21 protein-coding genes are annotated in these 24,344 nt (G+C 62.2%); 13 read left to right on the top strand and 8 right to left on the bottom strand.

The window, feature by feature from the left end; all coding sequences use genetic code 11:
- Positions 1–10 precede the first annotated feature (10 nt).
- The 3 genes from APH35_RS02570 to APH35_RS02560 all read left to right on the top strand — a co-directional run bounded on the left by APH35_RS02570 (position 11) and on the right by APH35_RS02560 (position 2,056).
- The gene (locus APH35_RS02570; RefSeq protein ID WP_041166452.1) at positions 11–616 is read left to right on the top strand and encodes an arylesterase; all 606 of its coding nucleotides are present in this window, start codon (positions 11–13) and stop codon (positions 614–616) included.
- Between the two features lie 58 nt (positions 617–674).
- Entirely contained in the window at positions 675–965 is a 291-nt protein-coding gene (locus APH35_RS02565; RefSeq protein WP_012271580.1) for a hypothetical protein, read from the top strand.
- A 113-nt stretch (positions 966–1,078) separates the two neighbouring features.
- Positions 1,079–2,056, top strand: a complete 978-nt coding sequence (locus APH35_RS02560; RefSeq protein WP_012271581.1) for a L,D-transpeptidase family protein — start codon at positions 1,079–1,081, stop codon at positions 2,054–2,056.
- Positions 2,057–2,188: 132 nt separating this feature from the next.
- Here the strand turns inward: APH35_RS02560 and oprI are convergent, their stop codons facing one another.
- Positions 2,189–2,440, bottom strand: a complete 252-nt coding sequence (gene oprI / locus APH35_RS02555; protein ID WP_003259780.1) for an outer membrane lipoprotei OprI — start codon at positions 2,438–2,440, stop codon at positions 2,189–2,191.
- Positions 2,441–2,946: 506 nt separating this feature from the next.
- Between oprI and APH35_RS02550 the strand changes: the two genes are divergently transcribed.
- Positions 2,947–3,228 carry a GNAT family N-acetyltransferase gene (locus APH35_RS02550; protein WP_003250290.1) on the top strand — a complete coding sequence of 94 codons (282 nt, stop codon included), beginning with the start codon at positions 2,947–2,949 and terminating at the stop codon, positions 3,226–3,228.
- 58 nt (positions 3,229–3,286) lie between these two features.
- On the opposite strand, the gene APH35_RS02545 is transcribed toward APH35_RS02550, so the two are convergent.
- Positions 3,287–4,363 (bottom strand): 3-deoxy-7-phosphoheptulonate synthase, encoded by a 1,077-nt coding sequence (locus APH35_RS02545; RefSeq protein ID WP_012271583.1) that lies wholly within the window; start codon positions 4,361–4,363, stop codon positions 3,287–3,289.
- 232 nt (positions 4,364–4,595) lie between these two features.
- On the opposite strand from APH35_RS02545, the gene APH35_RS02540 reads away from it, so the two are divergent.
- The 3 genes from APH35_RS02540 (at position 4,596) to cysB (ending at position 7,281) form a co-directional block, all read left to right on the top strand.
- Positions 4,596–5,543 carry a putative 2-dehydropantoate 2-reductase gene (locus tag APH35_RS02540; protein WP_060514153.1) on the top strand — a complete coding sequence of 316 codons (948 nt, stop codon included), beginning with the start codon at positions 4,596–4,598 and terminating at the stop codon, positions 5,541–5,543.
- Positions 5,544–5,679: 136 nt separating this feature from the next.
- The gene (locus tag APH35_RS02535; protein ID WP_060493055.1) at positions 5,680–6,177 is read left to right on the top strand and encodes a universal stress protein; all 498 of its coding nucleotides are present in this window, start codon (positions 5,680–5,682) and stop codon (positions 6,175–6,177) included.
- Positions 6,178–6,306: 129 nt separating this feature from the next.
- Complete coding sequence (gene cysB / locus APH35_RS02530; RefSeq protein ID WP_010953293.1) at positions 6,307–7,281, top strand: HTH-type transcriptional regulator CysB; 975 nt, start codon at positions 6,307–6,309, stop codon at positions 7,279–7,281.
- A gap of 38 nt (positions 7,282–7,319) precedes the next feature.
- Here cysB and APH35_RS02525 read toward each other — a convergent pair whose 3' ends face one another.
- From APH35_RS02525 to rloA, 5 genes are all read right to left on the bottom strand, one after another.
- A complete protein-coding gene (locus APH35_RS02525; protein WP_003250299.1) occupies positions 7,320–8,054 on the bottom strand; it encodes a phosphoadenylyl-sulfate reductase in 735 nt (244 codons plus the stop codon).
- 79 nt (positions 8,055–8,133) lie between these two features.
- Positions 8,134–9,477 (bottom strand): aminodeoxychorismate synthase component I, encoded by a 1,344-nt coding sequence (pabB, locus tag APH35_RS02520; protein ID WP_060514152.1) that lies wholly within the window; start codon positions 9,475–9,477, stop codon positions 8,134–8,136.
- Between the two features lie 153 nt (positions 9,478–9,630).
- On the bottom strand, positions 9,631–10,611 hold the full coding sequence (locus APH35_RS02515) for an alpha-L-glutamate ligase-like protein (protein WP_060514151.1): 981 nt from the start codon (positions 10,609–10,611) through the stop codon (positions 9,631–9,633).
- Complete coding sequence (gene rloB / locus APH35_RS02510; RefSeq protein WP_012271588.1) at positions 10,611–12,146, bottom strand: osmotic stress tolerance membrane protein RloB; 1,536 nt, start codon at positions 12,144–12,146, stop codon at positions 10,611–10,613. Before rloB ends, APH35_RS02515 begins: the two co-directional genes overlap by 1 nt.
- Before the next feature lie 5 nt (positions 12,147–12,151).
- The gene (rloA, locus tag APH35_RS02505) at positions 12,152–12,688 is read right to left on the bottom strand and encodes a retropepsin-like aspartic peptidase RloA (RefSeq protein ID WP_012271589.1); all 537 of its coding nucleotides are present in this window, start codon (positions 12,686–12,688) and stop codon (positions 12,152–12,154) included.
- A 306-nt stretch (positions 12,689–12,994) separates the two neighbouring features.
- On the opposite strand from rloA, the gene APH35_RS02500 reads away from it, so the two are divergent.
- The 6 genes from APH35_RS02500 to prpD all read left to right on the top strand — a co-directional run bounded on the left by APH35_RS02500 (position 12,995) and on the right by prpD (position 21,356).
- Positions 12,995–13,711, top strand: a complete 717-nt coding sequence (locus APH35_RS02500; RefSeq protein WP_012271590.1) for a GntR family transcriptional regulator — start codon at positions 12,995–12,997, stop codon at positions 13,709–13,711.
- On the top strand, positions 13,708–14,598 hold the full coding sequence (gene prpB, locus APH35_RS02495) for a methylisocitrate lyase (RefSeq protein ID WP_060493053.1): 891 nt from the start codon (positions 13,708–13,710) through the stop codon (positions 14,596–14,598). Before APH35_RS02500 ends, prpB begins: the two co-directional genes overlap by 4 nt.
- A gap of 60 nt (positions 14,599–14,658) precedes the next feature.
- Entirely contained in the window at positions 14,659–15,786 is a 1,128-nt protein-coding gene (gene prpC, locus APH35_RS02490; RefSeq protein ID WP_060514150.1) for a bifunctional 2-methylcitrate synthase/citrate synthase, read from the top strand.
- Positions 15,787–15,955: 169 nt separating this feature from the next.
- Positions 15,956–18,544, top strand: a complete 2,589-nt coding sequence (gene acnD / locus APH35_RS02485) for a Fe/S-dependent 2-methylisocitrate dehydratase AcnD (protein WP_060514149.1) — start codon at positions 15,956–15,958, stop codon at positions 18,542–18,544.
- Positions 18,545–18,608: 64 nt separating this feature from the next.
- Positions 18,609–19,799 (top strand): 2-methylaconitate cis-trans isomerase PrpF, encoded by a 1,191-nt coding sequence (gene prpF, locus APH35_RS02480; protein ID WP_012271594.1) that lies wholly within the window; start codon positions 18,609–18,611, stop codon positions 19,797–19,799.
- A 72-nt stretch (positions 19,800–19,871) separates the two neighbouring features.
- A complete protein-coding gene (prpD, locus tag APH35_RS02475; protein WP_012271595.1) occupies positions 19,872–21,356 on the top strand; it encodes a 2-methylcitrate dehydratase in 1,485 nt (494 codons plus the stop codon).
- Positions 21,357–21,428: 72 nt separating this feature from the next.
- Here the strand turns inward: prpD and acnB are convergent, their stop codons facing one another.
- Positions 21,429–24,038, bottom strand: coding sequence for a bifunctional aconitate hydratase 2/2-methylisocitrate dehydratase (gene acnB, locus APH35_RS02470; RefSeq protein WP_041166454.1), 2,610 nt, complete (start codon positions 24,036–24,038; stop codon positions 21,429–21,431).
- Between the last annotated feature and the right edge of the window lie 306 nt (positions 24,039–24,344).

Here is a 24,344-nt window from a genome sequence, read left to right as displayed (position 1 = left end):
GGAGAATCCGATGCGAGTGTGGTGGTTGAGTGCCGGTCTGGCCCTGTATTGCCTGGCCCAGAGCGCGGCGGCGGGAACGCTGCTGATTGTTGGCGATAGTATCAGCGCCGGTTTTGGCCTGGATACCCGCCAGGGTTGGGTGTCTCTCTTGCAGACCCGCCTCAAGGACGAAGGTTTCGATGACAAAGTGGTCAATGCATCGATCAGCGGCGACACCAGCGCAGGCGGCCAGGCACGGCTGCCGGCGCTGCTTGCAGCCCATAAACCCAGCCTGGTGGTGTTGGAGCTGGGCGGTAACGATGGCCTGCGCGGGCAGCCGCCCGCGCAATTGCAACAAAATCTTGCGTCGATGATCGAGCGTTCGCGCCAGGCCGGTGCCAAGGTACTTTTGTTGGGCATGCGCCTACCGCCCAATTATGGTGTGCGCTACACCACCGCATTTGCCAACGTGTATGAACAGCTGGCAGCGGACAAGCAGGTGCCCTTGGTGCCGTTTTTCCTTGAAGGGGTAGGGGGCGTGCCTGAGCTAATGCAGGCCGACGGCATCCATCCGGCGCAGGGTGCCCAGCAGCGCCTGCTGGAAAATGCCTGGCCAGCGATAAAACCCTTGCTGTGAAGCTTTAAACGAGGGCGCCTTTCGGCTAATGTTGCGCCCCCCGTTTCGAGTGCCCCCAATGCCGCGCCCTGCCTGGTCCCTGTTTGCCTACCAACTGATCGAGCCTGACGAGCAGCTCGACTTGTTCGCCTGCCAGGAAATCCGTGTTCACCTCGTGGCCCGCCAGCTTGAGCTGGGTGTGCCAGTCGACCGTACCTTGTGCGGTGGTCTGCTACCTGCGCAGCCGCGCTGGTCGGGGGTGCCGCGCTCGATCTACCGCGATGGCCGCCTGTGTGACCTATGCCGTGCCATCCTCGATGCCCAGCGACGCGGCATGCGCCCGGTGTGGCCTGAGCTGCATGGCAGCTGAACGGCAAGCACCTTTCATCATCTGAAACGCTTGCATGACGCCAATGCCTCCCGCTTGCACTGGCGCGGGTGTACAATCGATCCTCTTGACCCACCTTTCGAAGGATTTACCGGATGTTGCCGCGCTTTCCTGCCGTCACCCGTAGCCTGTCCCTGGCCGCCCTGCTGGTAGCGGGCCCCGCTGCTGCGCTGGAGCTGCCACTGCCACCGCCCGGTGAAGACATCGTCGGCCAGGTGCATGTGATCAAGGCAAAGTACGAGGACACGTTCGCCGATATCGGCACCGCCAACGACCTCGGCTACCTGGAAATGATTGCCGCCAACCCGGGCGTCGACCCCTGGCTGCCGGGCGCCGGCACCGAAATCATCCTGCCGACCCGTTACGTCTTGCCGCCGGGCCCGCGTGAAGGCATCGTCATCAACCTGGCCGAGTACCGCCTGTATTACTTCCCGAAAGGGCAGAACGTGGTACATACCTTCCCGCTGGGTATTGGCCGGGAGGGTTGGGGTTCGCCGATCGCCAACACCAAGATCACTGCCAAGACGCCAAACCCGACCTGGACGCCGCCTGCCTCGATTCGCAAAGAGCACGCAGCGGATGGTGACATCCTGCCCGCCGTGGTGCCGGCTGGCCCGGACAACCCGCTGGGGCCGTTCAAGTTCACCTTGGGCGTGCCGGGCTACCTGATCCACGGTTCGAACAAGAAGTTCGGCATTGGCATGCGTACCAGCCACGGTTGCTTCCGCATGCTCAACAACAACGTGCTGGAACTGTCGAAGATGGTGCCGGTGGGTACTCCGGTACGCATCATCAACGAACCGTACAAGTTTGGTATCAGTGGCGGCAAGGTCTATCTTGAGGCACACACGCCGCTGGATGATCAGGGTAACCCGTCAGTGGTGGACAAACACACCGCCGTTATCAATGCCTTGCTCAAGCGCGAAGACCTGGCCAATAACCTGCGCATGAACTGGGACATGGTGCGAGACGTGGTGGCTGCAGAAGATGGCATGCCGGTAGAAATTGCCGTGCCCGTGGAAAACCAGGGTGGCACACCAATGGTTACGAGCATTCCGCCCGAACTGCAGTAAGGTAATCGCGACACACCCGGGCCTGCCTTAGTGCAGGCCTTTTCGTACCCGCCTGACGTGTTTGCCCGTTTCACAGGCAATAAAAAAGCCGACCCACAAGTGGGTCGGCTTCTTAACAATCCGTGAGGATTATTACTTGCGGCTGGCTTTGTCCAGCATACGCAGAGCGCGCTCGTTGGCTTCGTCAGCGGTCTGCTGAGCCTTCTGAGCGGCTGCCAGTGCGTCGTCAGCCTTACGGTAGGCTTCGTCAGCACGAGCTTGAGCGCGAGCTGCTGCGTCTTCAGTCGCAGTCAGACGAGCTTCGGTTTCTTTGGATACGCTGCTGCAACCGGTAGCCAGAACTGCGGCCAGAGCCAGAGCAGAGAATTTCAGAACGTTGTTCATCGTGTTCCCCTTCAAGGACTTTCTATTAAATAGCCATCTCTCAGGAAAGAGAAACTGGCCGGCGTACATAGTACCCATTACTTGTAGTAAGTAAACTGACAGAGCGCAAGAACTGCAAAAAAAATGTTGCTTGACCCTGCGCCGACAAGATTTGCGACGCTTCTGTGAAAAAAACGTGCAGGGTTCGCAAGCGATTGTAGTACAGGAACTTTTTTGTTGAACTAAGGGTGACTTTAACTGTCCCTCAGCGTCTTAAGCCCTAGAACATCCGGCGGCTGTTGGGTGGGATGGGGAAAGTCGCCCTGATGCCATTTTGGCCATTTTTAACCGCCGCCACCTTGAGCAATCACGCTCGCGGCGCCTACTATCTTGTGAGTGCCAGAGGATCCGAACGATTACAATCGTCCAGTGGTCGAAGGGGCAACAGGTGGCGTAGAGATTCTGTGCCGGATAAACAACCATCGGTTAAGGTATGGGTCTGCCGAGAAGACCTGCAAGGAGTAGTGATGAGCGAAGCGCTGACCATCCACCATGACCAGGCGGGTCATCAGTTCGAGACCAACGTGGACGGTCATCGTGCCTATCTGACGTACATGGATTTGGGCAAGCAGACGCTGGACATCTATCGCACCTTCGTGCCCAACGCCCTGCGCGGCCGCGGGATCGCTGCCGCTTTGACCGAACGAGCCCTGGAGTACGCCGAGCAGATGGGCTACACGGTGATTCCGTCCTGCTCGTATGTGGAGCGCTACATGGAGCGCCAGCAGCGGCATTCGAGCAAAGCCTGAGCAGGCACCAGACACCAAAACGCCGGGCATTGCCCGGCGTTTTTCGTTGTTGCAATGCTTAGCCGCGCTTGCGCTGCGGCAGCACATCTTTCAGCTTGGTACGCATGCTGCGCAGGGTCTTCTCGGTAGCCGACCAGTCGATGCAGGCGTCGGTGATCGACACACCATACTGCAGCTCGTCCAGGTTTTTCGGTATCGACTGGCAGCCCCAGTTCAGGTGGCTTTCGACCATCAGCCCGATGATCGACTGGTTGCCTTCGAGGATCTGGTTGGCAACGTTTTCCATGACCAGCGGTTGCAGGGCCGGGTCCTTGTTGGAATTGGCATGGCTGCAGTCGACCATGATGTTGGCCTTGATCTTGGCCTTGGCCAGGTCCTGTTCGCACAGGGCAACGCTGACCGAGTCGTAGTTCGGCTTGCCGTTGCCGCCGCGCAGTACCACGTGGCCGTAAGGGTTGCCCTTGGTGGTAACGATCGATACACCGCCTTCCTGGTTGATACCCAGGAAGCGATGCGGCTTGGACACCGACTGCAAAGCGTTGATGGCAACGGTCAGGCCGCCGTCGGTGCCGTTCTTGAAGCCGACCGCCGAGGACAAGCCCGAGGCCATCTCGCGGTGGGTTTGCGACTCGGTGGTGCGGGCACCAATGGCCGACCAGCTGATAAGGTCTTGCAGGTACTGCGGGGAAATCGGGTCGAGCGCCTCGGTGGCAGTCGGCAGGCCCATTTCAGCCAGGTCCAGCAGCAGCTGGCGGCCGATGTGCAGGCCGTCCTGGATCTTGAACGAGTCATCCAGGTATGGGTCGTTGATCAGGCCTTTCCAGCCGACGGTGGTGCGTGGCTTTTCGAAGTACACGCGCATGACCAGGTACAGCGTATCGGACACTTCTTCGGCCAGCACTTTCAGGCGCTCGGCATACTCGTGGGCGGCCTTGATGTCGTGGATCGAGCAAGGGCCGACCACGACGAACAGGCGATGGTCCTTGCCGTCGAGAATATTGCGCACCACTTCACGGCCGGCAGTCACGGTCTGCAGGGCCTTGGCGCTGAGGGGGATTTCCTTCTTGAGCTGATCAGGGGTGATCAGGGTCTCGTTGGAGGCAACGTTCAAGTCATCGATCGGTAAATCAGCCATCGTGTTACTCGTCAGGTCACGGGTGCCGGCCGCCAACAATCCCCGTGCGGCCCAGCAGCAAGAATAATCGCAGCGGGGAGCCGAACCTTAGCGCGTTACAGGTGGCGCGACAATGGGCTAAGCCCAGTCATTGTGGGGTTTTTCCCTGTTCGAGGGGGTTGCGCGCGAATGGGCTGCCCAGCGCGTCTCAACCTGTGTAAAAAGAGGGCTGACCCTATAGCTGGAGATTGGCATGCATTCGAACACCCCGCGCATCGGCATCATCGGCAGTGGCGCCATTGGCGGCTTTTATGGGTTGATGCTGGCCCGGGCCGGTTTCGATGTGCATTTTCTGCTGCGCAGCGAGTATCAGGCCGTTCGCGAGCAGGGGCTTAGCCTGGACAGTGCCGTGCATGGCACGCTGCAAATGAAGGTGCAGGCTTACGTCAATGCCGCCGACATGCCGCCGTGTGACTGGCTGCTGATCGGCGCCAAGGCCACCAGCAACGCGCAGCTTGCGCCGTTGATCGTCCAGGCCGCTGCGCCCGGCGCCAAGGTGGTGCTGTTGCAGAATGGCCTGGGTGTGGAGGAGCAGTTGCGCTCGGCCTTGCGCAGCGACATGCATCTGCTCGGCGGCCTGTGCTTCATCTGTGTCAATCGCCAGGCACCGGGTGTAATCCGTCACCAGGCTCTAGGTGCGGTCAATCTGGGGTACCACAGCGGGCCGGCCATTGATGGTGGCGCCGCGCTGGTCGCGGAAGGCGCCGGGTTGTTCCAGGCCGCGGGCATCGATTCGCAGGCTATGCCGAACCTGGCCCTGGCTCGCTGGCAGAAGTTGGTGTGGAACGTGCCTTACAACGGCCTGTCGGTGCTGCTGGGGGCGAGCACCACGCCGCTGATGGCCGAGCGCCATAGTCGCGAGCTGATCCAGGCCTTGATGGCCGAGGTGGTGCAGGGGGCGGAAGCCTGTGGCCATGTGTTACCGGAGGGCTACGCCGAGCACTTGTTCCAGGTGACCGAGCGCATGCCCGACTACTGGCCGAGCATGTACCACGACCATGCCCACCAGCGCCCCCTTGAACTGCAGGCTATCTATGCCGAGCCGCTGGCACACGCTCGGGCGGCGGGGTGCAGCCTGCCACGCATGGAGATGCTGTATCAGGCGCTGAGTTTCATCGACAGCAGTGATCGGCCCCACTGAAGGCGGCTTCGGCCTTGGCGGCACTCGCTGTGGGTCGCTCCAGCCCACGCCAGCAGCGCGCCGGACGGCAAAGCGTGCATCCGGCGCGCTGCTAAGCTGAAGCTTGCTCTGCCGCTGCGGCAGTCGAGGAGGTCGAATGATCCGCTCCATGCTGTACGCCACCGACCTCGGTGTCTACGCCCCTTTCGTGATGCAGCACGCGCTGGCGTTGGCGCGCACGTTCAACGCCGAATTGTATGTGATTCACGCGGTAGAGCCGATGGGCCAGTTCGCCGAATCCCTCCTGCAAAGCTACCTCGATGAGCAGACGCTCGACCAGTTGCATAGCCAAGGCGTGAACACGGTGATGGCGAATATAGAGCAGCGGGTACTGGAAAGCTTTCGCGACGAGCTAGGTGAAGAAGCCGATCTGGCGGTGATCAAAGCCGTGCGGGTACGGCAGGGCGACCCGGCCCAAGTGATTCTCGACCAGGCGCAGCGGCTAAGCGTCGACCTGTTGATATTCGGTAGCCACAGCGCCGGTGCCGGGGTGGACGTACCGCTGGGGCGCACGGCGGTGCGGCTGCTGCAATTGTCGCCGGTGCCGGTGTACATGGTGCCTTTGGCGCAGCACCTGGGGCGTAGGAAAACATGAAGATGGCTGTAGGCCATTTCCGACTAGCGCGTAACAAAATAGTTCTAGATTTATTTCCAGAACCACTAATATAGTTATATATCGTCGCTGCCTGCTGCCGCGGACTCATCGCTGAACCGAGGGGAACCTATGAAGCTTCAACAACTGCGCTACATCTGGGAAGTGGCGCACCATGACCTCAACGTCTCCGCGACGGCGCAGAGCCTGTATACCTCCCAGCCAGGTATCAGCAAGCAGATCCGCCTGCTCGAAGACGAACTGGGTGTTGAAGTCTTTGCCCGCAGTGGCAAGCATCTGACCCGCGTTACTCCGGCCGGTGAGCGCATCATCAATACCGCAGGCGAAATCCTGCGCAAGGTCGAGAGCATCAAGCAGATCGCCCAGGAGTTCTCCAACGAGAAGAAGGGCACGCTGTCCATTGCCACTACCCATACCCAGGCGCGTTATGCACTGCCGCCGGTAATCAGCAGTTTCATCAAGCAATACCCGGAAGTGTCCCTGCACATGCATCAGGGCTCACCCATGCAGATTGCCGAGATGGCTGCGGACGGTACGGTCGACTTCGCTATCGCTACCGAGGCGCTGGAACTGTTCGGCGACCTGATCATGATGCCGTGCTACAAGTGGAACCGTTGCGTGGTGGTGCCGCAAGGTCACCCACTGGCCAAGCTGCCGAAGCTGACCCTGGAAGCCGTTGCCGAATACCCGATCGTTACCTACGTGTTCGGTTTCACCGGGCGTTCGAAGCTGGACGAAGCCTTCAACCACCGAGGCCTCACGCCGAAAGTTGTATTCACCGCGGCTGACGCCGACGTGATCAAGACCTATGTACGCTTGGGGTTGGGCGTGGGCATCGTTGCTGGCATGGCCGTGGATGCCAAGCTCGACAGTGACCTGGTGGCCCTGGACGCCAGCGAGCTGTTCGAAGCCAGCATTACCAAGATCGGCTTCCGCCGTGGCACCTTCCTGCGTGGCTTCATGTGCGACTTCATCGAGAAGTTCGCCCCGCACCTGACCCGCGAAGTGATGGCCAAGGCGATTCAGTGCCATAACAAGCAGGAGCTGGAAGAACTTTTCGAAGGCGTCGAACTGCCAGTGCACTGATTCAAGAATGCTGGGGCTGCATAGCAGCCCCGGCTATTTCAAGCCTTGCTGATCAGGTTGCCCGCGTGCAACCCGCATTCCTTCTGCGTCGACTCTTCCCACCACCAACGCCCTTCACGCTCATGCTGGTTCGGCAGCACCGGCCGGGTGCACGGCTCGCAACCAATGCTGATGAAGCCGCGCTCATGCAGGCTGTTGTAAGGCAGTTCAAGCATGCGGATATAGCCCCACACCTCTTCACTGCTCATCTGCGCCAGCGGGTTGAACTTGTACAGCGTACGTTCAGGGGTGGAGAAGGCACTGTCGATTTCCAGTGCCGCCACCTGGCTGCGGGTGCCTGGGCTCTGGTCGCGGCGCTGGCCGGTAGCCCAAGCGCTGACGGTGGCCAACTTGCGGCGCAACGGCTCGATCTTGCGAATGCCGCAGCACTCCCCATGGCCATCCTTGTAGAAGCTGAACAGGCCCTTTTCCTTGACGAACGGGTCGAGCTTGGCCCGATCAGGGCTGAGGATTTCGATCGGCAGGTTGTACTGCTCGCGTACCTGGTCGATGAACCGGTAGGTCTCCGGGTGCAGGCGACCGGTGTCGAGGCTGAACACCTTGACTTGCTTGTTCAGCTTCCAGGCCATGTCGACCAGCACCACGTCCTCGGCGCCGCTGAAGGAGATCCACAGGTCATCACCAAAATGCTCGAACGCGAGCTTGAGAATGTCCTGTGGGGACTTGTTGGCGTAGGTCGCGGCCAGGGCGGCGACGTCGAAGGGTTGGCTCATCAGGCGGTTTCCATCTTGGCTGTGGCGCTGTGCGCTCGTAATGAGGTGATGGTAACAAAAAAACGCGGGCTAGACGGACTCACAAGCCCTGCAAGGTTTGCATCAGCACCCGCACTTTGGCGATCGACTCTTCATATTCGGCCTGCCACTCGGAGTCGGCTACCACCGCGCCGCCGCCCCAGCAACTGACCTGGCCGTCCTTGACCAGCAGGCTGCGAATGGCAATGGAGCTGTCCATCTCGCCGCGCACATCCACATACAGCAGAGAGCCGCAGTACAGCGCACGGCGCGATGGCTCCAGCTCGTCGATGATCTGCATGGCGCGGATTTTCGGTGCACCGGTGATCGAGCCGCCGGGGAAGCTGTCGCCGATCAGGTCCAGCGCGTCCTTGTCGCTGGCCAGCTGGCCGGTGATGCTGCTGACCAGGTGGTGGACGTTGGGGTAGCTCTCCAGGCTGAACAGCTCCGGTACCTGCACTGAACCGATTTTGCAGGTGCGCCCCAAATCGTTGCGCAGCAGGTCGACGATCATCAGGTTTTCCGAGCGGTCCTTGGGGCTGTGCAGCAACTCTTCGGCATTGCGCGTGTCTTCGGTCGGGTCGCTGGCGCGTGGGCGGGTGCCCTTGATGGGGCGGGTTTCCACCTGGCCCTGGTTGACGCGAATGAAGCGTTCAGGCGAAAAGCTCAGCAAGGCGCTGCCGTCGGCCAGTTGCTGGTAGCCGGAGAACGGCGTTGGGCAGGCCTGGCGCAGGGCCTGGTAGGCGCGCCACGGGTCGCCCTGGCAGGGGGCGCGGAAGCGTTGGGTGAGGTTGATCTGGTAGCAGTCACCGGCCTGGATGTAGCGTTGTACCTGGTCAAAGGCTGCTTTGTACTGCTCGGGCTGCAGGTCGCCGGCCATCGGCGCGAGCAGCTGGAACTCGCCGGCTTCGGCGTTGATTGCGCCTTGGAACAGGCTGATCAGGCGTTGGCGTTCGTCAGCTGCCAGGTTTGGGTGAAACACCAGTTGGCTGGTGCCGAGCAGATGGTCGCTGACCAATGCCCAAGCGTACAGGCCCAGTTGGGCGTCTGGCAGGCCGAGGTCGTCCACGGCCTGGCTTGGCAGGTGTTCCAGGCGGCGTCCGAAGTCATAGCTCAGGTAGCCGATCAGGCCGCCGGCGAAGGGCAGTTCTACACCGTCGGGCAAGTCGGCGTAACCCAGTTGAGCCAGGCCGACCCGCAGGCGCTGAAGGAAGGCGCGGCCTTCTTCGTGCGGGTGCGCTCGCAACTGTTGCAGCGGCCAGGCGCTGAGCAGGTCGAAGCGGCCGCGTTCGGCGCCAGGGCGGGCGCTGTCGAGCAGAATTGCGCCGGGGGCCTGGCGCAGGCGGGCGAAATAGGCGGCAGGGTCGGGCTGGTAGGGCAGGGGGTAAAGCGTACAGGTCGGCATCAGTGTGGACGGCGATGTAAAAGCGAGGAGGGCGATTGTAGACCTGTGTAGGAAAAGCGCCTAGCACTGGGCGCGACATTCAACATTGTGTTTGGCCCATTCGCAGCACAAGGCTGATCCTGCATTAGGGGCTGCAATGCAGCCCCCGGTATCTCAGCGGTTGGGTACGTGCCCAAACAGCTCTTGCGCGACCCGTACCCGCTGCTCGGCATCCTCGGTCACGCCGTCCTTGGCCAGCGCTTCGATATGCGCCTCGATGGCATGGGTACGCTGGGTCAAACCGCAGTCGTTGGCAATCTGGATGTTCAGCCCCGGGCGGGCATTGAGCTCCAGAATCAACGGCCCCTTTTCCTGGTCCAGCACCATGTCCACGCCAATGTAGCCCAAGCCGCACAGCTCGTAACAGCCGGCGGCCAGCTTCATGAAACCGTCCCAGTTCGGCAGCTGCACGCCGTCCACCGCATTGGTGGTGTCCGGGTGTTTGCTGATGATGTTGTTCAGCCAGGTGCCACGCAGGGTCACGCCGGTGGCCAGGTCCACACCCACACCAATGGCGCCCTGGTGCAGGTTGGCCTTGCCACCGGACTGGCGGGTTGGCAGGCGCAGCATGGCCATTACCGGGTAGCCCATCAGCACGATGATGCGGATATCCGGCACGCCTTCGTAGCTGATGCTCTTGAAGATCTGGTCCGGGGTCACCCGGTACTCGATCAGCGCGCGGTCGCGGTGCCCGCCGAGCGAGTACAGGCCAGTGAGGATGCTGGAAATCTGGTGCTCGATTTCCTCATGGCTGATGATCTTGCCCGACACCGTGCGGTAGCGGTCTTCGAAGCGGTCGGCGATCACCAGGATGCCGTCACCGCCGGCGCCCTGTGCCGGCTTGATGACGAAATCGTTGCGTCCGCCAATGATCTGGTCGAGCTTCTCGATCTCTTTTTCGGTCTCGATGATGCCGTACATTTCCGGCACATGGATGCCGGCCGCCAGGGCACGCTCCTTGGTGATGATCTTGTCGTCGACGATCGGGTACAGGTGGCGCTTGTTGTACTTCAACACGTAGTCCGCGTTGCGCCGGTTGATACCCATGATGCCCCGGGCCTCCAGGGCTTTCCACGTCTTGATCAGGCCAAACATCAGGCGTCAGCCTTCTTCAGAAAAGCCTTGAAACGCACGAGCTCGGTCAGGCGGTAGCCGCGATAACGGCCCATCGCCAGCATGAAGCCCACCAGGATCAGCAGTACGGCCGGGAAGGTGAATACAAAGTACACCAGTTCCGGCACCATCATCAGCAGGTGTGCCACCGAGGCGGCGAACAGGGTGCCGATGGCCACTTTCATGGCATGGCCGCCGCCACGCTCTTCCCAGGTGATCGACAGGCGTTCGATGGTCATGGTCAGGATCACCATCGGGAACAGCGCCACCGACAGCCCGCGCTCCAGGCCCAGTTTATGGCTGAACAGGCTGATGGCGGCGATCAGTACCACGACGAAGGTCAGCACCACCGACAGGCGTGGCAGCATCTGCAGCTTGAGGTGTTCCAGGTACGAGCGCAGTGACAGGCCCAGGGCGGTGATCACCGTGAACAGCACGATGCCAAAGCCTAGCTGGGTCTCGCGGAAGGCCAGGGCAATCAGTACCGGTGTGAAGGTACCCAGGGTCTGCAGGCCAATGAGGTTGCGCAACACCAGGATCACCAGCACGCCGATCGGGATCATGACCATGATCATGAAGGTTTGCTGGGTTTGCAGCGGCAGGCCGTACAACGAGTACTCGAGGAAGTCGGCGTCGGTGTTCTCGTCGGTCAGCTTGGCCAGGCGGATGGCGTTCATCTCGCTGTTGTTCATGCTGAAGGTGACGTTGGCCTTCTTGCCGCCATCGACGGTGATCAGGTTGTCGTCACCCGTCCACCACAGCAGGCGGTCGCTCGGCAGGCCTTGCTCGCCGGTGTCCGGGTTGAAGTACAGCCAGTCGTTGCCGTTGAAGCTGCGCAGCCACAGTTCCGGGGTTTGCGGGGTGTCGGCGACCAGGCGGATGGTGTGCACCTTTTCCATCGGCACGTGGGCGATCGACAGCAGCAGGTCGATGATCTGGGCCTTCTTCATGGCCGAAGTGTCGCCGGCCAGCAGCAGCTTGACGTTGTCATCGTTGAGGTTGTTGACCCGCTTGATGGTCTCGCTGACGAAGGTTTCGACGTCGGCCGAGTGCTGGCGGATCGGTGCCATCAGGGCTTCAGCGGCGATCTTCTCGGGGCCTTCGACGGCCAGGCTGTCACGGAAGGTCGGGCCTTTGACCGTGGTCTTCTCGTTGCTGTAGCGCTTGGTCAGCACCAGGCGGTAGTAGAGGGTCTGGTTGCCACTGGCGCGGCGGGCCGACCAGGTGACCTTGCGGTTGCCGTCGGCGCGGTTGACGCTGACCCCGTAGTTGTTGGAGATGAAGCTCTCGTTCAGGCTGACGTAGTCGCGGTTCAGCGGCGGCACGAACATCTGCACCTTGACCGGGTCCTTGGTGCTGGCCACGAACTCGACCTTGGCGTCGATGTTCCACAGGTCGTCGGTTTCATCCTCGGTCACCGGGATGCCGAGGAAGAAGATCTGATAAGCCGTGACCGCCACGCCCAATAGCACCAGTACGGTGATCAGGACTTTCAGATGGAGGGTAAGAGAGCGCATCGGGATTACTCTGCTTTGGGAGCGTCGGTGGCACAGGCAGGTTTGCCGGCCGCATATTTAAGGCTTGGGTCAACCAGCGCGTCGAAGTGCTTGAGCGCCTCGGAGCCGATCAGCAGCGGGAACTGGAAGGCGCTGCGGTCGGTGAGGTTCACTTCGATGGTGCGCATGGCCTGGCCCATGCAGATTTCGAGTTCGATGACCGGGCGGGCCGTGTAGGCCTTGCCCGATTCGGCATCATAGTCGCCAGCCCGGCGCTTGATCTTGCTTACGCGTGCCAGTGGGCGTTCGATCGGGTGCGAATGGGCCGCATCGATGGCGAGGTAGAAGCGTACCCAGCTTTCGCCGTTGCGCTTGAACCGCTTGATGTCGCGGGCGCTGAGCGACGCGGTCTTGGCACCGGTGTCGAGCTTGGCGGCCACTTCCAGGTTCAGGTCGCCCAGCTGTGCGTATTCGTTGAGACCATACACGGTCTTGCCCGCAGCCTGGCCAAGGGCCGGCAGCAGGGTGAGGCATAGCAGCAATAAAACGGGTGTAAGTCTCATAATCCTGGCGCGGTGCAGTGCAAGGTTCTAGGCAAGGTTCGGGTCAAGGCGACTGGCAACGGCTGCGCAAGCTTCCTCGTGTATCTGTCAACAAGCATGAATGTATGACAGACAGGCTATCCATACCCCATTGGAGGCGCGGCATTCTATCACGCCGACGTCTTGACGCCAGCGGTGCGCGATCTGACAGCATCAAGGCGGTGATAGTTCGTTCTTAGACGATTGTCGACAATATTCATTTTGTCTTTGACTTGATGGGCTCTGTTGGTTAATTTCTGGCGAAGAGTTTTTCAAGGTGTCGACAATATGCAGGACCTTTCCACCCCTGGCCCAGTGCTGGCAGACGAAACGGAAACACTTTCCGAAAACGTCTTCCGGCGCATCCAGGCGGCCATCGTCAAGGGTGAAATCGCCCCCGGCAGCAAGATTTCCGAGCCGGAACTGGCGCGCACCTATGGCATCAGCCGTGGGCCGCTGCGCGAGGCTATCCACCGCCTTGAAGGCCAGCGCCTGCTGGTGCGCGTGCCGCATGTAGGGGCGAGGGTAGTGTCGCTCAACCACGCCGAGCTGATCGAACTGTACGAAATTCGCGAGTCCCTGGAAGGCATGGCCTGCCGGCTGGCGGCCGAACGCATGAGCCAGGCCGACATCGACGAGTTGCGCCGGGTGCTCGACACCCACGAGCGCGACGCTGCGTTCCAGGCCGGCCTGGGTTACTACCAGCAGGAAGGCGACTACGACTTCCACTACCGGATTATTCAGGGTAGCGGTAACCAGACCCTGGTCAAGATGCTCTGCGGCGAGCTGTACCAGCTGGTGCGCATGTACCGCATCCAGTTCTCCGCCACGCCCAACCGGCCGCGTCAGGCCTTTGCCGAGCACCACCGCATTCTCGATGCCATCGCCGACCGTGACGGCGAACTGGCCGAGCTCCTGATGCGCCGCCATATCGGTGCATCCAAACGCAATATCGAGCGCCACTATCTGGACGCCCACAACAACAGCCCACGAGGTGAGAAATGACTGTGAAGAGCACCCCCGGTCAGCGTTTCCGCGATGCCGTTGCCGCTGAACATCCGCTGCAGGTGGTTGGCGCCATCAATGCCAACCATGCCCTGTTGGCCAAGCGTGCCGGCTTCAAGGCCATCTACCTGTCCGGTGGAGGCGTGGCCGCAGGTTCCCTGGGCCTGCCGGACCTGGGCATCAGTGGCCTGGACGACGTGCTCACCGACGTGCGCCGTATCACCGATGTCTGCGACGTGCCGCTGTTGGTGGATGTCGACACTGGCTTCGGTGCCTCGGCCTTCAACGTTGCCCGTACCGTGCGCTCGATGAGCAAGTTCGGCGCTGCCGCGATCCATATCGAGGACCAGGTTGGCGCCAAGCGTTGCGGCCATCGCCCGAACAAGGAAATTGTCACCCAGCAGGAAATGGTCGACCGCATCAAGGCTGCCGTGGATGCCCGCAGCGATGACAGCTTCGTGATCATGGCGCGTACCGACGCGTTGGCCGTCGAAGGCCTGAACGCTGCCCTGGACCGTGCCGAGGCCTGCATCGAGGCCGGCGCCGACATGATCTTCCCGGAAGCCATCACCGAACTGCAGATGTACAAGACTTTCGCCGATCGGGTGAAGGCACCGATTCTGGCCAACATCACCGAGTTCGGCGCCACGCCGCTGTACACCACCGAAGAACTGGCTTCGGTCGACGTGTCGCTGGTGCTGTACCCACTGTCGGCGTTCCGCGCCATGAACAAGGCGGCCGAGAACGTGTACACCGCGCTGCGTCGTGACGGCACGCAGAAAAACGTGATCGACACCATGCAAACCCGCATGGAGCTCTACGATGCCATCGGCTATCACGCCTTCGAGCAGAGCCTCGATGCGTTGTTTGCCCAGAAGAAGGGCTGAGCGACATCTCCCGAATTAGCCAGAAAGCATCCATAACAAATTCAAGAAAGGAGAAACACCATGGCCGAAGCAAAAGTACTCAGTGGCGCAGGCCTGCGTGGCCAGGTGGCCGGCCAGACTGCACTGTCAACCGTGGGCCAGGCCGGTGCCGGGCTGACCTATCGGGGTTACGATGTACGTGACCTGGCGGCCGGTGCCGAATTTGAAGAAGTCGCCTACCTGCTGCTGTACGGCGAGCTGCCAACCCAAGCCGAGCTTGCCGACTACAAACGCAAGCTCAAGGGCCTGCGTGACCTGCCGCAAGCATTGAAGGAGGTGCTGGAGCGCATCCCGCGCGACGCCCACCCGATGGACGTGATGCGCACTGGCTGTTCGGTGCTGGGAACCCTCGAACCCGAACTGACCTTCGAGGCCCAGCGCGACAAGACCGACCGCCTGCTGGCGCTTTTCCCGGCCGTGATGTGCTACTGGTACCGCTTCACCCACCATGGCGTACGCATTGACTGCACCAGCGATGAAGACACCCTCGGTGGCCACTTCCTGCACCTGCTGCACGGCAAGAAGCCAAGCGAGCTGCACGTCAAGGTCATGAACGTGTCGTTGATTCTCTACGCCGAGCACGAGTTCAATGCCTCGACCTTCACTGCCCGTGTCTGCGCGTCGACCCTGTCCGATCTGTACTCTTGCGTTACTGCTGCCATTGGCTCGCTGCGCGGCCCGCTGCATGGCGGCGCCAACGAGGCCGCGATGGAGCTGATCGAGCGCTTCCAGAGCCCGCAGGAAGCCACTGCCGAGCTGCTGCGCATGCTCGAGCGCAAGGACAAGATCATGGGCTTTGGCCATGCCATCTACAAAGAGTCCGACCCGCGCAACGAGGTGATCAAGGGCTGGTCGAAGCAGTTGGCCGACGAAGTGGGCGACAAGGTGCTGTACCCGGTTTCCGAAGCCATCGACAAGACCATGTGGGAGCAGAAGCGCCTGTTCCCGAACGCCGACTTCTACCATGCTTCGGCTTACCACTTCATGGGCATCCCGACCAAGCTGTTCACCCCGATCTTCGTCTGCTCGCGCCTGACCGGCTGGGCGGCGCACGTCTTCGAGCAGCGCGCCAACAACCGCATCATCCGCCCGAGCGCCGAGTATGTCGGCGTCGAGCAGCGCCAGTTCGTGCCGATCGAGCAGCGCTGAGTCAGAGATTGCTGGGGCTGCTGCGCAGCCCTTTCGCGACACAAGGCCGATCCCACAGGGACGGCGCAGTACCTGTGGGGGCGGCTTTGTGTCGCGAAAGGGGCGCGTAGCGCTCCCGAGGCCTGAGCCGCACCTGCCCCCGAATACCGTGACCGAGCCTGATAACGATATGAACACAGCATTCCGCAAGCACCTGCCAGGCACCGACCTGGACTACTTCGATGCCCGTGCGGCGGTCGAGGCGATCAAGCCCGGCGCCTACGACGGCCTGCCATACACCTCCCGCGTGCTCGCCGAAAACCTGGTGCGTCGCTGCGACCCGGCCACGCTCGACGCCTCGCTGAGCCAGCTGATCGAGCGCAAGCGCGACCTCGACTTCCCGTGGTTCCCGGCCCGCGTGGTGTGCCACGACATTCTCGGCCAAACCGCGCTGGTCGATCTCGCCGGCCTGCGTGATGCCATCGCCGATAAAGGTGGTGACCCGGCTGCCGTCAACCCGGTGGTGCCGGTGCAACTGATCGTCGACCACTCGCTGGCCGTGGAGTGCGGTGGTTTCGACCCGCAGGCTTTCGAGAAGAACCGCGCCATCGAAGACCGCCGCAACGAAGACCGCTTCCACTTCATCAACTGGACCAAGAAGGCGTTCAAGAACGTCGACGTGATCCAGCCGGGCAACGGCATCATGCACCAGATCAATCTGGAGAAGATGTCGCCGGTGATCCATAACGACCGTGGCGTGGCCTACCCGGACACCTGCGTCGGCACCGACAGCCACACCCCGCATGTCGATGCCCTGGGCGTGATCGCCATCGGCGTGGGCGGCCTGGAGGCCGAGAACGTGATGCTCGGGCGCGCCTCCTGGATGCGCCTGCCGGAAATCGTCGGTGTCGAGCTGACCGGCAAGCTGGCGCCGAACATCACCGCCACCGACCTGGTGCTGGCTCTGACCGAGTTCCTGCGCAAGCAGAAGGTGGTCGGCGCATATCTGGAGTTTCACGGTGAGGGTGCCCGCGCCCTGACCCTGGGCGATCGCGCCACCATTTCCAACATGGCCCCGGAATACGGCGCCACTGCAGCGATGTTCGCCATCGACCAGCAGACCATCGACTACCTGCGCCTGACCGGCCGTGAAGAGCAGCAGGTCAAGCTGGTGGAGACCTACGCCAAGGCCGCCGGCCTGTGGGCCGACAGCCTGGGCGCTGCCGTCTATGAGCGTACCCTGAGCTTCGACCTGTCGAGCGTGGTGCGCAACATGGCCGGCCCGTCCAACCCGCATGCTCGCGTGGCCACCAGCGACCTGGCGGCCAAAGGCATTGCCGGCAGCTGGGAGGAGGTGCCGGGGCAAATGCCTGATGGCGCGGTGATCATCGCCGCCATTACCAGTTGCACCAACACCAGTAACCCGCGCAACGTGATTGCCGCAGGCTTGATTGCACGCAATGCCAACCGGCTGGGGCTGGCCCGCAAGCCGTGGGTCAAGTCATCGCTGGCGCCAGGCTCCAAGGCCGTGCAGTTGTATCTGGAAGAGGCCGGCCTGGAGAAGGAACTGGAGCAACTCGGCTTTGGCATCGTCGCCTTCGCCTGCACCACTTGCAACGGTATGTCCGGCGCCCTCGACCCGGTGATCCAGCAAGAGATCATCGACCGCGACCTGTACGCCACCGCCGTGCTGTCGGGTAACCGCAACTTCGACGGGCGTATCCATCCGTATGCCAAACAGGCTTTCCTGGCTTCACCGCCGCTGGTGGTGGCCTACGCCATCGCCGGTACCATCCGCTTCGACATCGAGAAGGATGTACTGGGTGTGGTCGATGGCAAGGAAATCCGCCTGAAGGATATCTGGCCCAGCGATGAAGAAATCGATGCCGTGGTGCGTGCCGCGGTCAAGCCGGAGCAGTTCCGCAAGGTGTATATCCCGATGTTCGCCATCGAGGAGGACCGTGGGCCGAAAGTAGCGCCGCTGTACGACTGGCGCCCGATGAGTACCTACATCCGCCGCCCACCCTACTGGGAAGGCGCCCTGGCCGGCGAGCGCACGTTGCGTGGCATGCGCCCGCTGGCGGTACTGCCGGACAACATCACCACCGACCACCTGTCGCCATCGAACGCCATCATGCTCGATAGCGCCGCCGGTGAGTACCTGGCAAAAATGGGCCTGCCGGAAGAGGACTTCAACTCCTACGCTACCCACCGTGGCGACCACCTCACCGCCCAGCGCGCCACCTTTGCCAACCCCAAGCTGTTCAACGAAATGGTGCGCAAGGAAGATGGCAGCGTGAAGCAGGGCTCGCTGGCGCGTATCGAGCCGGAAGGCAAGGTCACCCGCATGTGGGAGGCGATCGAAACCTACATGCAGCGCAAGCAGCCGCTGATCATCGTTGCCGGTGCGGACTACGGCCAGGGCTCGTCCCGTGACTGGGCGGCCAAAGGTGTGCGCCTGGCGGGTGTCGAGGCAATCGTCGCCGAAGGCTTCGAGCGCATTCACCGCACCAACCTGGTGGGCATGGGCGTGTTACCGCTGGAGTTCAAACCGGGCACCGACCGCAAGACCCTGGGCCTGGACGGCAGCGAGACCTATGACGTGCTGGGCGCGCGTACGCCACGGGCGACCCTGACGTTAGTGGTTACCCGCAGCAATGGCGAGCGCCTTGACGTGCCGGTGACCTGCCGCCTGGACACCGCCGAGGAAGTGTCGATCTACGAAGCGGGCGGTGTGCTGCAGCGCTTTGCCCAGGACTTCCTCGAAGCGACCGCCTGAGTATGAAGCGGGGCCGCTTTGCGGCCCCAGGGTATTTCACCGGACTATCAGGATGCCCAAGACAATGGCACATGTACCGCAAGTAAAAATCCCCGCCACCTACATCCGCGGCGGCACCAGCAAAGGCGTGTTCTTCCGCCTGCAAGACCTGCCCGAGCAGGCGCAAATCCCCGGCCCCGCCCGCGATGCACTGCTGCTGCGGGTAATCGGCAGCCCCGACCCCTACGGCAAGCAGATCGACGGCATGGGCGGTGCGACGTCCAGCACCAGCAAGACCGTGATCCTGTCGCGAAGCATCAAGCCCGAACACGATGTCGATTACCTGTTCGGCCAAGTCAGCATCGACAAGGCCTTCGTCGACTGGAGCGGCAATTGCGGCAACCTGTCCGCTGCGGTCGGTTCGTTCGCCATCAGCAGCGGCCTGGTCGACCCGGCGCGCATACCGCGCAACGGTATCGCCACCGTGCGCATCTGGCAGGCGAACATCGGCAAGACCATCATCGCCCATGTGCCGGTCACCGAAGGCGAGGTGCAGGAAACCGGCGATTTCGAGCTGGACGGAGTGACCTTCCCGGCGGCCGAGGTGCAGCTGGAGTTTCTTGACCCGGCCGCCGACGAGGACGGCGACGGGGGTGCCATGTTCCCTACCGGCAAGCTGGTCGATGACCTGGAAGTGCCGGGTGTGGGCACCTTCAAGGCGACCTTGATCAATGCCGGCATCCCGACCATTTTTGTCAATGCTGCCGATATCGGCTACACCGGTACCGAACTGCAGGACGCTATCAATGGCGACCCGCAGGCACTGCTGCGTTTTGAGACCATTCGCGCCTATGGCGCCTTGCGCATGGGCCTGATCGACAATGTCGACCAGGCTGCCGGGCGTCAGCACACACCAAAAGTGGCGTTCGTTGCGCCACCGAGCACCTACACTGCGTCCAGTGGCAAGCCGGTGCAGGCAGGCGATATCGACCTGCTGGTACGGGCCCTGTCGATGGGCAAGCTGCACCATGCCATGATGGGTACGGCGGCGGTGGCAATCGGCACCGCAGCGGCCATTCCGGGCACGCTGGTCAACCTCGCCGCTGGCGGGGGCGAGCGCAGCGCCGTGCGTTTCGGTCATCCCTCGGGCACCCTGCGGGTCGGCGCCGAGGCGCGTCAGGAGAAGGGTGAGTGGACGGTGACCAAGGCAATCATGAGCCGCAGTGCTCGCGTGCTGATGGAGGGCTGGGTTCGCGTGCCTGGCGACAGCTTCTAACGCACCAGCGGCGCTCGGCTTTAGTCAGTTGGGGCTGCTGTGCAGCCCCGGCAATTCTGAAGGGAGCTGGATATGAGCGCCAACGTAGACCTCAATGACCGCCCGGACTACGACCGGGTGCTGCAAACCCTGGCCGACTACGCCCTCGGTTATCGGGTCGATTCTGCTGAAGCCCTGGACACCGCGCGCAACTGCCTGATGGACACCCTGGGCTGCGGTCTTCTCGCCTTGCGCTTCCCTGAGTGCACCAAGCTGCTGGGGCCATTGGTGGAAGGTACCGTGGTGCCCCATGGGGCTCGCGTTCCTGGCACCGCCTACCGCCTCGATCCGGTCAAGGCTGCCTGGGATATCGGTTGTGCCGTGCGCTGGCTGGACTATAACGACACCTGGCTGGCCGCCGAATGGGCTCACCCTTCAGACAACCTTGGCGGCATCCTGGCCGTTGCTGATCACCTGTCACAAAAGCGCGTGGCCGCTGGTGAAGCGCCGTTGCTGATGCGTGATGTGCTCGAAGCCATGGTCATGGCCCACGAGATTCAGGGTGTGCTGGCGCTGGAAAACTCGTTCAACCGTGTTGGGCTCGACCACGTGATTCTGGTGAAGGTAGCCTCGACCGCCGTGTGCGCCAGGCTGATGGGGGCCAACCGCGAGCAGATGCTCTCGGCCTTGTCCCACGCCTTCGTCGACGGCCAGGCCCTGCGCACATACCGCCATGCGCCCAACGCGGGCTCACGCAAGTCTTGGGCCGCGGGTGATGCGTCCAGCCGGGGCGTGCGCCTGGCCGATATCGCCTTGCGTGGCGAGATGGGCGTGCCGGGTGTGCTTACGGCGCCGCAATGGGGCTTCTACGACGTATCGTTCAGCCATACCAACAAGGACCTGGCGCTCAAGCCTGCTGGGCAGTACGAGCTGCGTCTGCCCCAGGCCTTGGGCAGCTATGTGATGGAAAACGTGCTGTTCAAGGTCAGCTTTCCTGCCGAGTTTCATGCTCAGACCGCCTGTGAGGCGGCCGTCACCCTGCATCCGCGTGTACGAAACCGCCTGCACGAAATCGACCGCATCGTCATCACCACCCAGGAGTCGGCGATCCGCATCATTTCCAAAAGCGGCCCGCTGGCCAACGCCGCCGACCGCGACCATTGCCTGCAGTATATGGTGGCGGTGCCGCTGATCTTCGGCCATTTGGTGGCCGAGCATTATGAGGATGCCTTCCATGCCAACCACCCGAGCATCGATCGTTTGCGCGAGAAGATGGAGGTGGTGGAAGACCCGCGCTTCAGCCGCGAGTACCTGGAACCGGACAAGCGTTCGATCGCTAACGCGCTGCAGGTATTCTTCAAGGATGGCAGCAGCACCGAGCAAGTGCTGGTGGAGTATCCGATCGGGCATCGGCGGCGGCGTGGAGAAGGCATACCGTTGCTGGAGGCCAAGTTCAGGGCCAACCTGGCGACCCGTTTCGCGCGGCAGCGGTGTGGCGAGATTGGAGAGCTGTGCAAGGACCAGCAGCGGCTGGAGCGCACAGCGGTGCACGGGTTCGTGGATTTGTTCGTGATCTGAGGCCGGAGTGGGGTTGAAACAAGAAAGCCCTGGCATCACTGCCAGGGCTTTCTTTACAACCTGTGACTCAGCTTACGCCTGCACCACCGGGATCTTGGCGTTGGCTGCCGCTTCGCGGAACTCGGCGATCTGGTCGAAGCTCAGGTAGCGGTAAACGTCGGCAGCCATGCTGTCGATGTCTTTCGCGTACTGCATGTACTCTTCGACGGTCGGCAGCTTGCCGATGATCGAAGCAACAGCAGCCAGCTCGGCCGATGCCAGGTACACGTTGGTAGCGTCGCCCAGACGGTTCGGGAAGTTACGGGTCGAGGTGGAAACCACGGTCGAACCGGTCTGCACACGTGCCTGGTTACCCATGCACAGCGAGCAGCCTGGCATTTCCATGCGTGCGCCGGCCTTGCCGTAGATGCCGTAGTAGCCTTCTTCGGTCAGCTGGTGAGCGTCCATCTTGGTTGGCGGAGCCAGCCACAGACGGGTTGGGATGCCACCCTTGACCTTGTCCAGCAGCTTGCCGGCAGCGCGGAAGTGACCGATGTTGGTCATGCACGAACCGATGAACACTTCGTCGATCTTCTCGCCCTGTACCGAGGACAGCAGGCGGGCATCATCCGGGTCGTTCGGCGCGCAGAGCACAGGCTCCTTGACGTCGGCCAGGTCGATTTCGATGATTTCGGCGTACTCGGCATCGGCGTCGGCCGACAGCAGCTCAGGCTTGGCCAGCCAGGCTTCCATGGCCTGGGCGCGACGCTCCAGGGTGCGGGCATCGCCGTAGCCTTCACCGATCATCCAGCGCAGCAGGGTGATGTTGGAGGTCAGGTACTCGGCGATGGCCTTCTCTGGCAGCTTGATGGTGCAACCGGCAGCGGAACGCTCGGCCGAGGCGTCGGACAGCTCGAAGGCTTGCTCGACGGTCAGTTCGTCCAGGCCTTCGATTTCCAGGATGCGGCCGGAGAAGGCGTTTTTCTTGCCCTTCTTCTCGACGGTCAGCAGGCCCTTCTGGATGGCGTAGTAAGGGATGGCATGCACCAGGTCACGCAGGGTGATGCCTGGCTGCAGTTTGCCCTTGAAGCGCACCAGGATCGACTCTGGCATGTCCAGCGGCATGACGCCGGTGGCGGCGGCGAAAGCCACCAGGCCGGAACCGGCCGGGAACGAGATACCGATCGGGAAGCGGGTGTGCGAGTCGCCACCGGTACCCACGGTGTCAGGCATCAGCATGCGGTTCAGCCAGCTGTGGATGATGCCGTCGCCTGGGCGCAGCGACACGCCACCACGGGTGCGGATGAAGTCTGGCAGGGTGTGGTGGGTGGTGACGTCGATCGGCTTCGGATAGGCCGCGGTGTGGCAGAACGACTGCATCACCAGGTCAGCGGAGAAGCCCAGGCACGCCAGGTCTTTCAGCTCGTCGCGGGTCATCGGGCCCGTGGTGTCCTGGGAGCCGACGGTGGTCATCTTCGGCTCGCAGTAGGCACCTGGGCGCACGCCCTGGCCTTCTGGCAGGCCGCAGGCACGGCCGACCATTTTCTGCGCCAGGGTGAAGCCCTTGCCGGAATCGGCAGGCTGCTCTGGTTTCTTGAACAGGTCGGAAGCACCCAGGCCCAGTTCGGCGCGGGCTTTTTCGGTCAAGCCACGGCCGACGATCAGCGGAATACGGCCGCCAGCGCGGACTTCATCCAGCAGCACTTCGGTTTTCAGCTCGAAGTTGGTGACCAGTTCGTCGCTGCCGTGACGGCGTACTTCACCTTTGTACGGGTAAACGTCGATGACGTCGCCCATGCCCAGGTTGGTGCAGTCGAATTCGATCGGCAGGGCGCCGGCGTCTTCCATGGTGTTGTAGAAGATCGGGGCGATCTTGGTGCCGAAGCAGAAGCCACCGGCGCGTTTGTTCGGCACGTACGGGATGTCGTCGCCGAAGAACCACAGTACCGAGTTGGTAGCGGATTTACGCGAGGAGCCGGTACCGACCACGTCACCCACATAGGCAACCGGGAAACCCTTGGCCTTGACGGCTTCGATCTGGGCCAGCGGGCCGACCGAACCAGGCTGCGACGGTTCGATGCCGTCGCGGGCCATTTTCAGCATGGCCAGGGCGTGCAGCGGGATGTCTGGGCGCGACCAGGCGTCCGGGGCTGGGGACAGGTCGTCGGTGTTGGTTTCGCCAGGTACCTTGAACACGGTCAGGGTGTACTTGTCGGCGATGGCCGGACGCGAGGTGAACCACTCGCCGGCAGCCCAGGATTCCAGCACGGCCTTGGCATGCGCGTTGCCGGCCTTGGCTTTTTCGGCCACGTCGTGGAAGGCATCGAACATCAGCAGGGTGTGCTTGAGCTGCTCGGCCGCGACGGCGCCCAGTTCGGCGTCATCCAGCAGTGCGACCAGCGTTTCGATGTTGTAGCCGCCCTGCATGGTGCCCAGCAGTTCGGTGGCGTGCTTGCGGTCGATCAGTGGCGACTTGGCTTCGCCCTTGGCGACGGCGGAGAGGAAAGCGGCCTTGACGTAGGCAGCTTCGTCGACCCCTGGCGGTACGCGGTTGGTGATCAGGTCTACGAGGAAGGCTTCTTCGCCGGCCGGCGGGTTTTTCAGCAGCTCGACCAGGCCTGCAGTTTGTTCGGCGTTCAGCGGCTGGGGCACGATGCCCAGGGCGGCACGCTCTTCGATGTGTTTGCGGTAGGCTTCAAGCACAGTTATTTCCCTCATCAGTGGTCCCTAAAGGGGGTCCGGGACGCTTATCCAGCATTCAATGCACCCATGCGCTGCCACGGCTTTGTGGGCCGCCCAGCCAGAGTCGCAAAGAATCCTTACAGAAGCTGCTTTCAAAGTTTTACGCCTGCAGAACGGGGGCTGATGAGGGTTGGCGCGGGCATGCGAGGGAAGCATGACCCGGGCCAACGCCGTTCTACCGGATTAACTGTGCTCGTGACGCTTTGAAAACAGCTTCCAACGGACATTGTTGCCTTTGAAAAGGCCGGATGATTCTACGGCAAAAAA

It is taken from the genome of Pseudomonas sp. NBRC 111132 (assembly GCF_001320565.1).
In the GTDB taxonomy this organism is placed as follows: domain Bacteria; phylum Pseudomonadota; class Gammaproteobacteria; order Pseudomonadales; family Pseudomonadaceae; genus Aquipseudomonas; species Aquipseudomonas putida_P.
This window is presented reverse-complemented; position numbering and strand designations above follow the sequence as displayed.

Excerpts from the sequence above, each read along its gene's own strand:
- APH35_RS02540 (WP_060514153.1), top strand. The coding sequence starts at position 4,596 with ATGCATTCGAACACCCCGCGCATCGGCATCATCGGCAGTGGCGCCATT.
- APH35_RS02565 (WP_012271580.1), top strand. The coding sequence starts at position 675 with ATGCCGCGCCCTGCCTGGTCCCTGTTTGCCTACCAACTGATCGAGCCT.
- acnD (WP_060514149.1), top strand. The coding sequence starts at position 15,956 with ATGAACACAGCATTCCGCAAGCACCTGCCAGGCACCGACCTGGACTAC.
- APH35_RS02560 (WP_012271581.1), top strand. The coding sequence starts at position 1,079 with ATGTTGCCGCGCTTTCCTGCCGTCACCCGTAGCCTGTCCCTGGCCGCC.
- APH35_RS02515 (WP_060514151.1), bottom strand. The coding sequence starts at position 10,611 with ATGTTTGGCCTGATCAAGACGTGGAAAGCCCTGGAGGCCCGGGGCATC.
- APH35_RS02535 (WP_060493055.1), top strand. The coding sequence starts at position 5,680 with ATGATCCGCTCCATGCTGTACGCCACCGACCTCGGTGTCTACGCCCCT.
- APH35_RS02525 (WP_003250299.1), bottom strand. The coding sequence starts at position 8,054 with ATGAGCCAACCCTTCGACGTCGCCGCCCTGGCCGCGACCTACGCCAAC.
- APH35_RS02500 (WP_012271590.1), top strand. The coding sequence starts at position 12,995 with ATGCAGGACCTTTCCACCCCTGGCCCAGTGCTGGCAGACGAAACGGAA.
- rloB (WP_012271588.1), bottom strand. The coding sequence starts at position 12,146 with ATGCGCTCTCTTACCCTCCATCTGAAAGTCCTGATCACCGTACTGGTG.
- rloA (WP_012271589.1), bottom strand. The coding sequence starts at position 12,688 with ATGAGACTTACACCCGTTTTATTGCTGCTATGCCTCACCCTGCTGCCG.
- APH35_RS02550 (WP_003250290.1), top strand. The coding sequence starts at position 2,947 with ATGAGCGAAGCGCTGACCATCCACCATGACCAGGCGGGTCATCAGTTC.
- prpF (WP_012271594.1), top strand. The coding sequence starts at position 18,609 with ATGGCACATGTACCGCAAGTAAAAATCCCCGCCACCTACATCCGCGGC.
- APH35_RS02545 (WP_012271583.1), bottom strand. The coding sequence starts at position 4,363 with ATGGCTGATTTACCGATCGATGACTTGAACGTTGCCTCCAACGAGACC.
- prpC (WP_060514150.1), top strand. The coding sequence starts at position 14,659 with ATGGCCGAAGCAAAAGTACTCAGTGGCGCAGGCCTGCGTGGCCAGGTG.
- prpB (WP_060493053.1), top strand. The coding sequence starts at position 13,708 with ATGACTGTGAAGAGCACCCCCGGTCAGCGTTTCCGCGATGCCGTTGCC.
- pabB (WP_060514152.1), bottom strand. The coding sequence starts at position 9,477 with ATGCCGACCTGTACGCTTTACCCCCTGCCCTACCAGCCCGACCCTGCC.
- oprI (WP_003259780.1), bottom strand. The coding sequence starts at position 2,440 with ATGAACAACGTTCTGAAATTCTCTGCTCTGGCTCTGGCCGCAGTTCTG.
- cysB (WP_010953293.1), top strand. The coding sequence starts at position 6,307 with ATGAAGCTTCAACAACTGCGCTACATCTGGGAAGTGGCGCACCATGAC.
- prpD (WP_012271595.1), top strand. The coding sequence starts at position 19,872 with ATGAGCGCCAACGTAGACCTCAATGACCGCCCGGACTACGACCGGGTG.
- APH35_RS02570 (WP_041166452.1), top strand. The coding sequence starts at position 11 with ATGCGAGTGTGGTGGTTGAGTGCCGGTCTGGCCCTGTATTGCCTGGCC.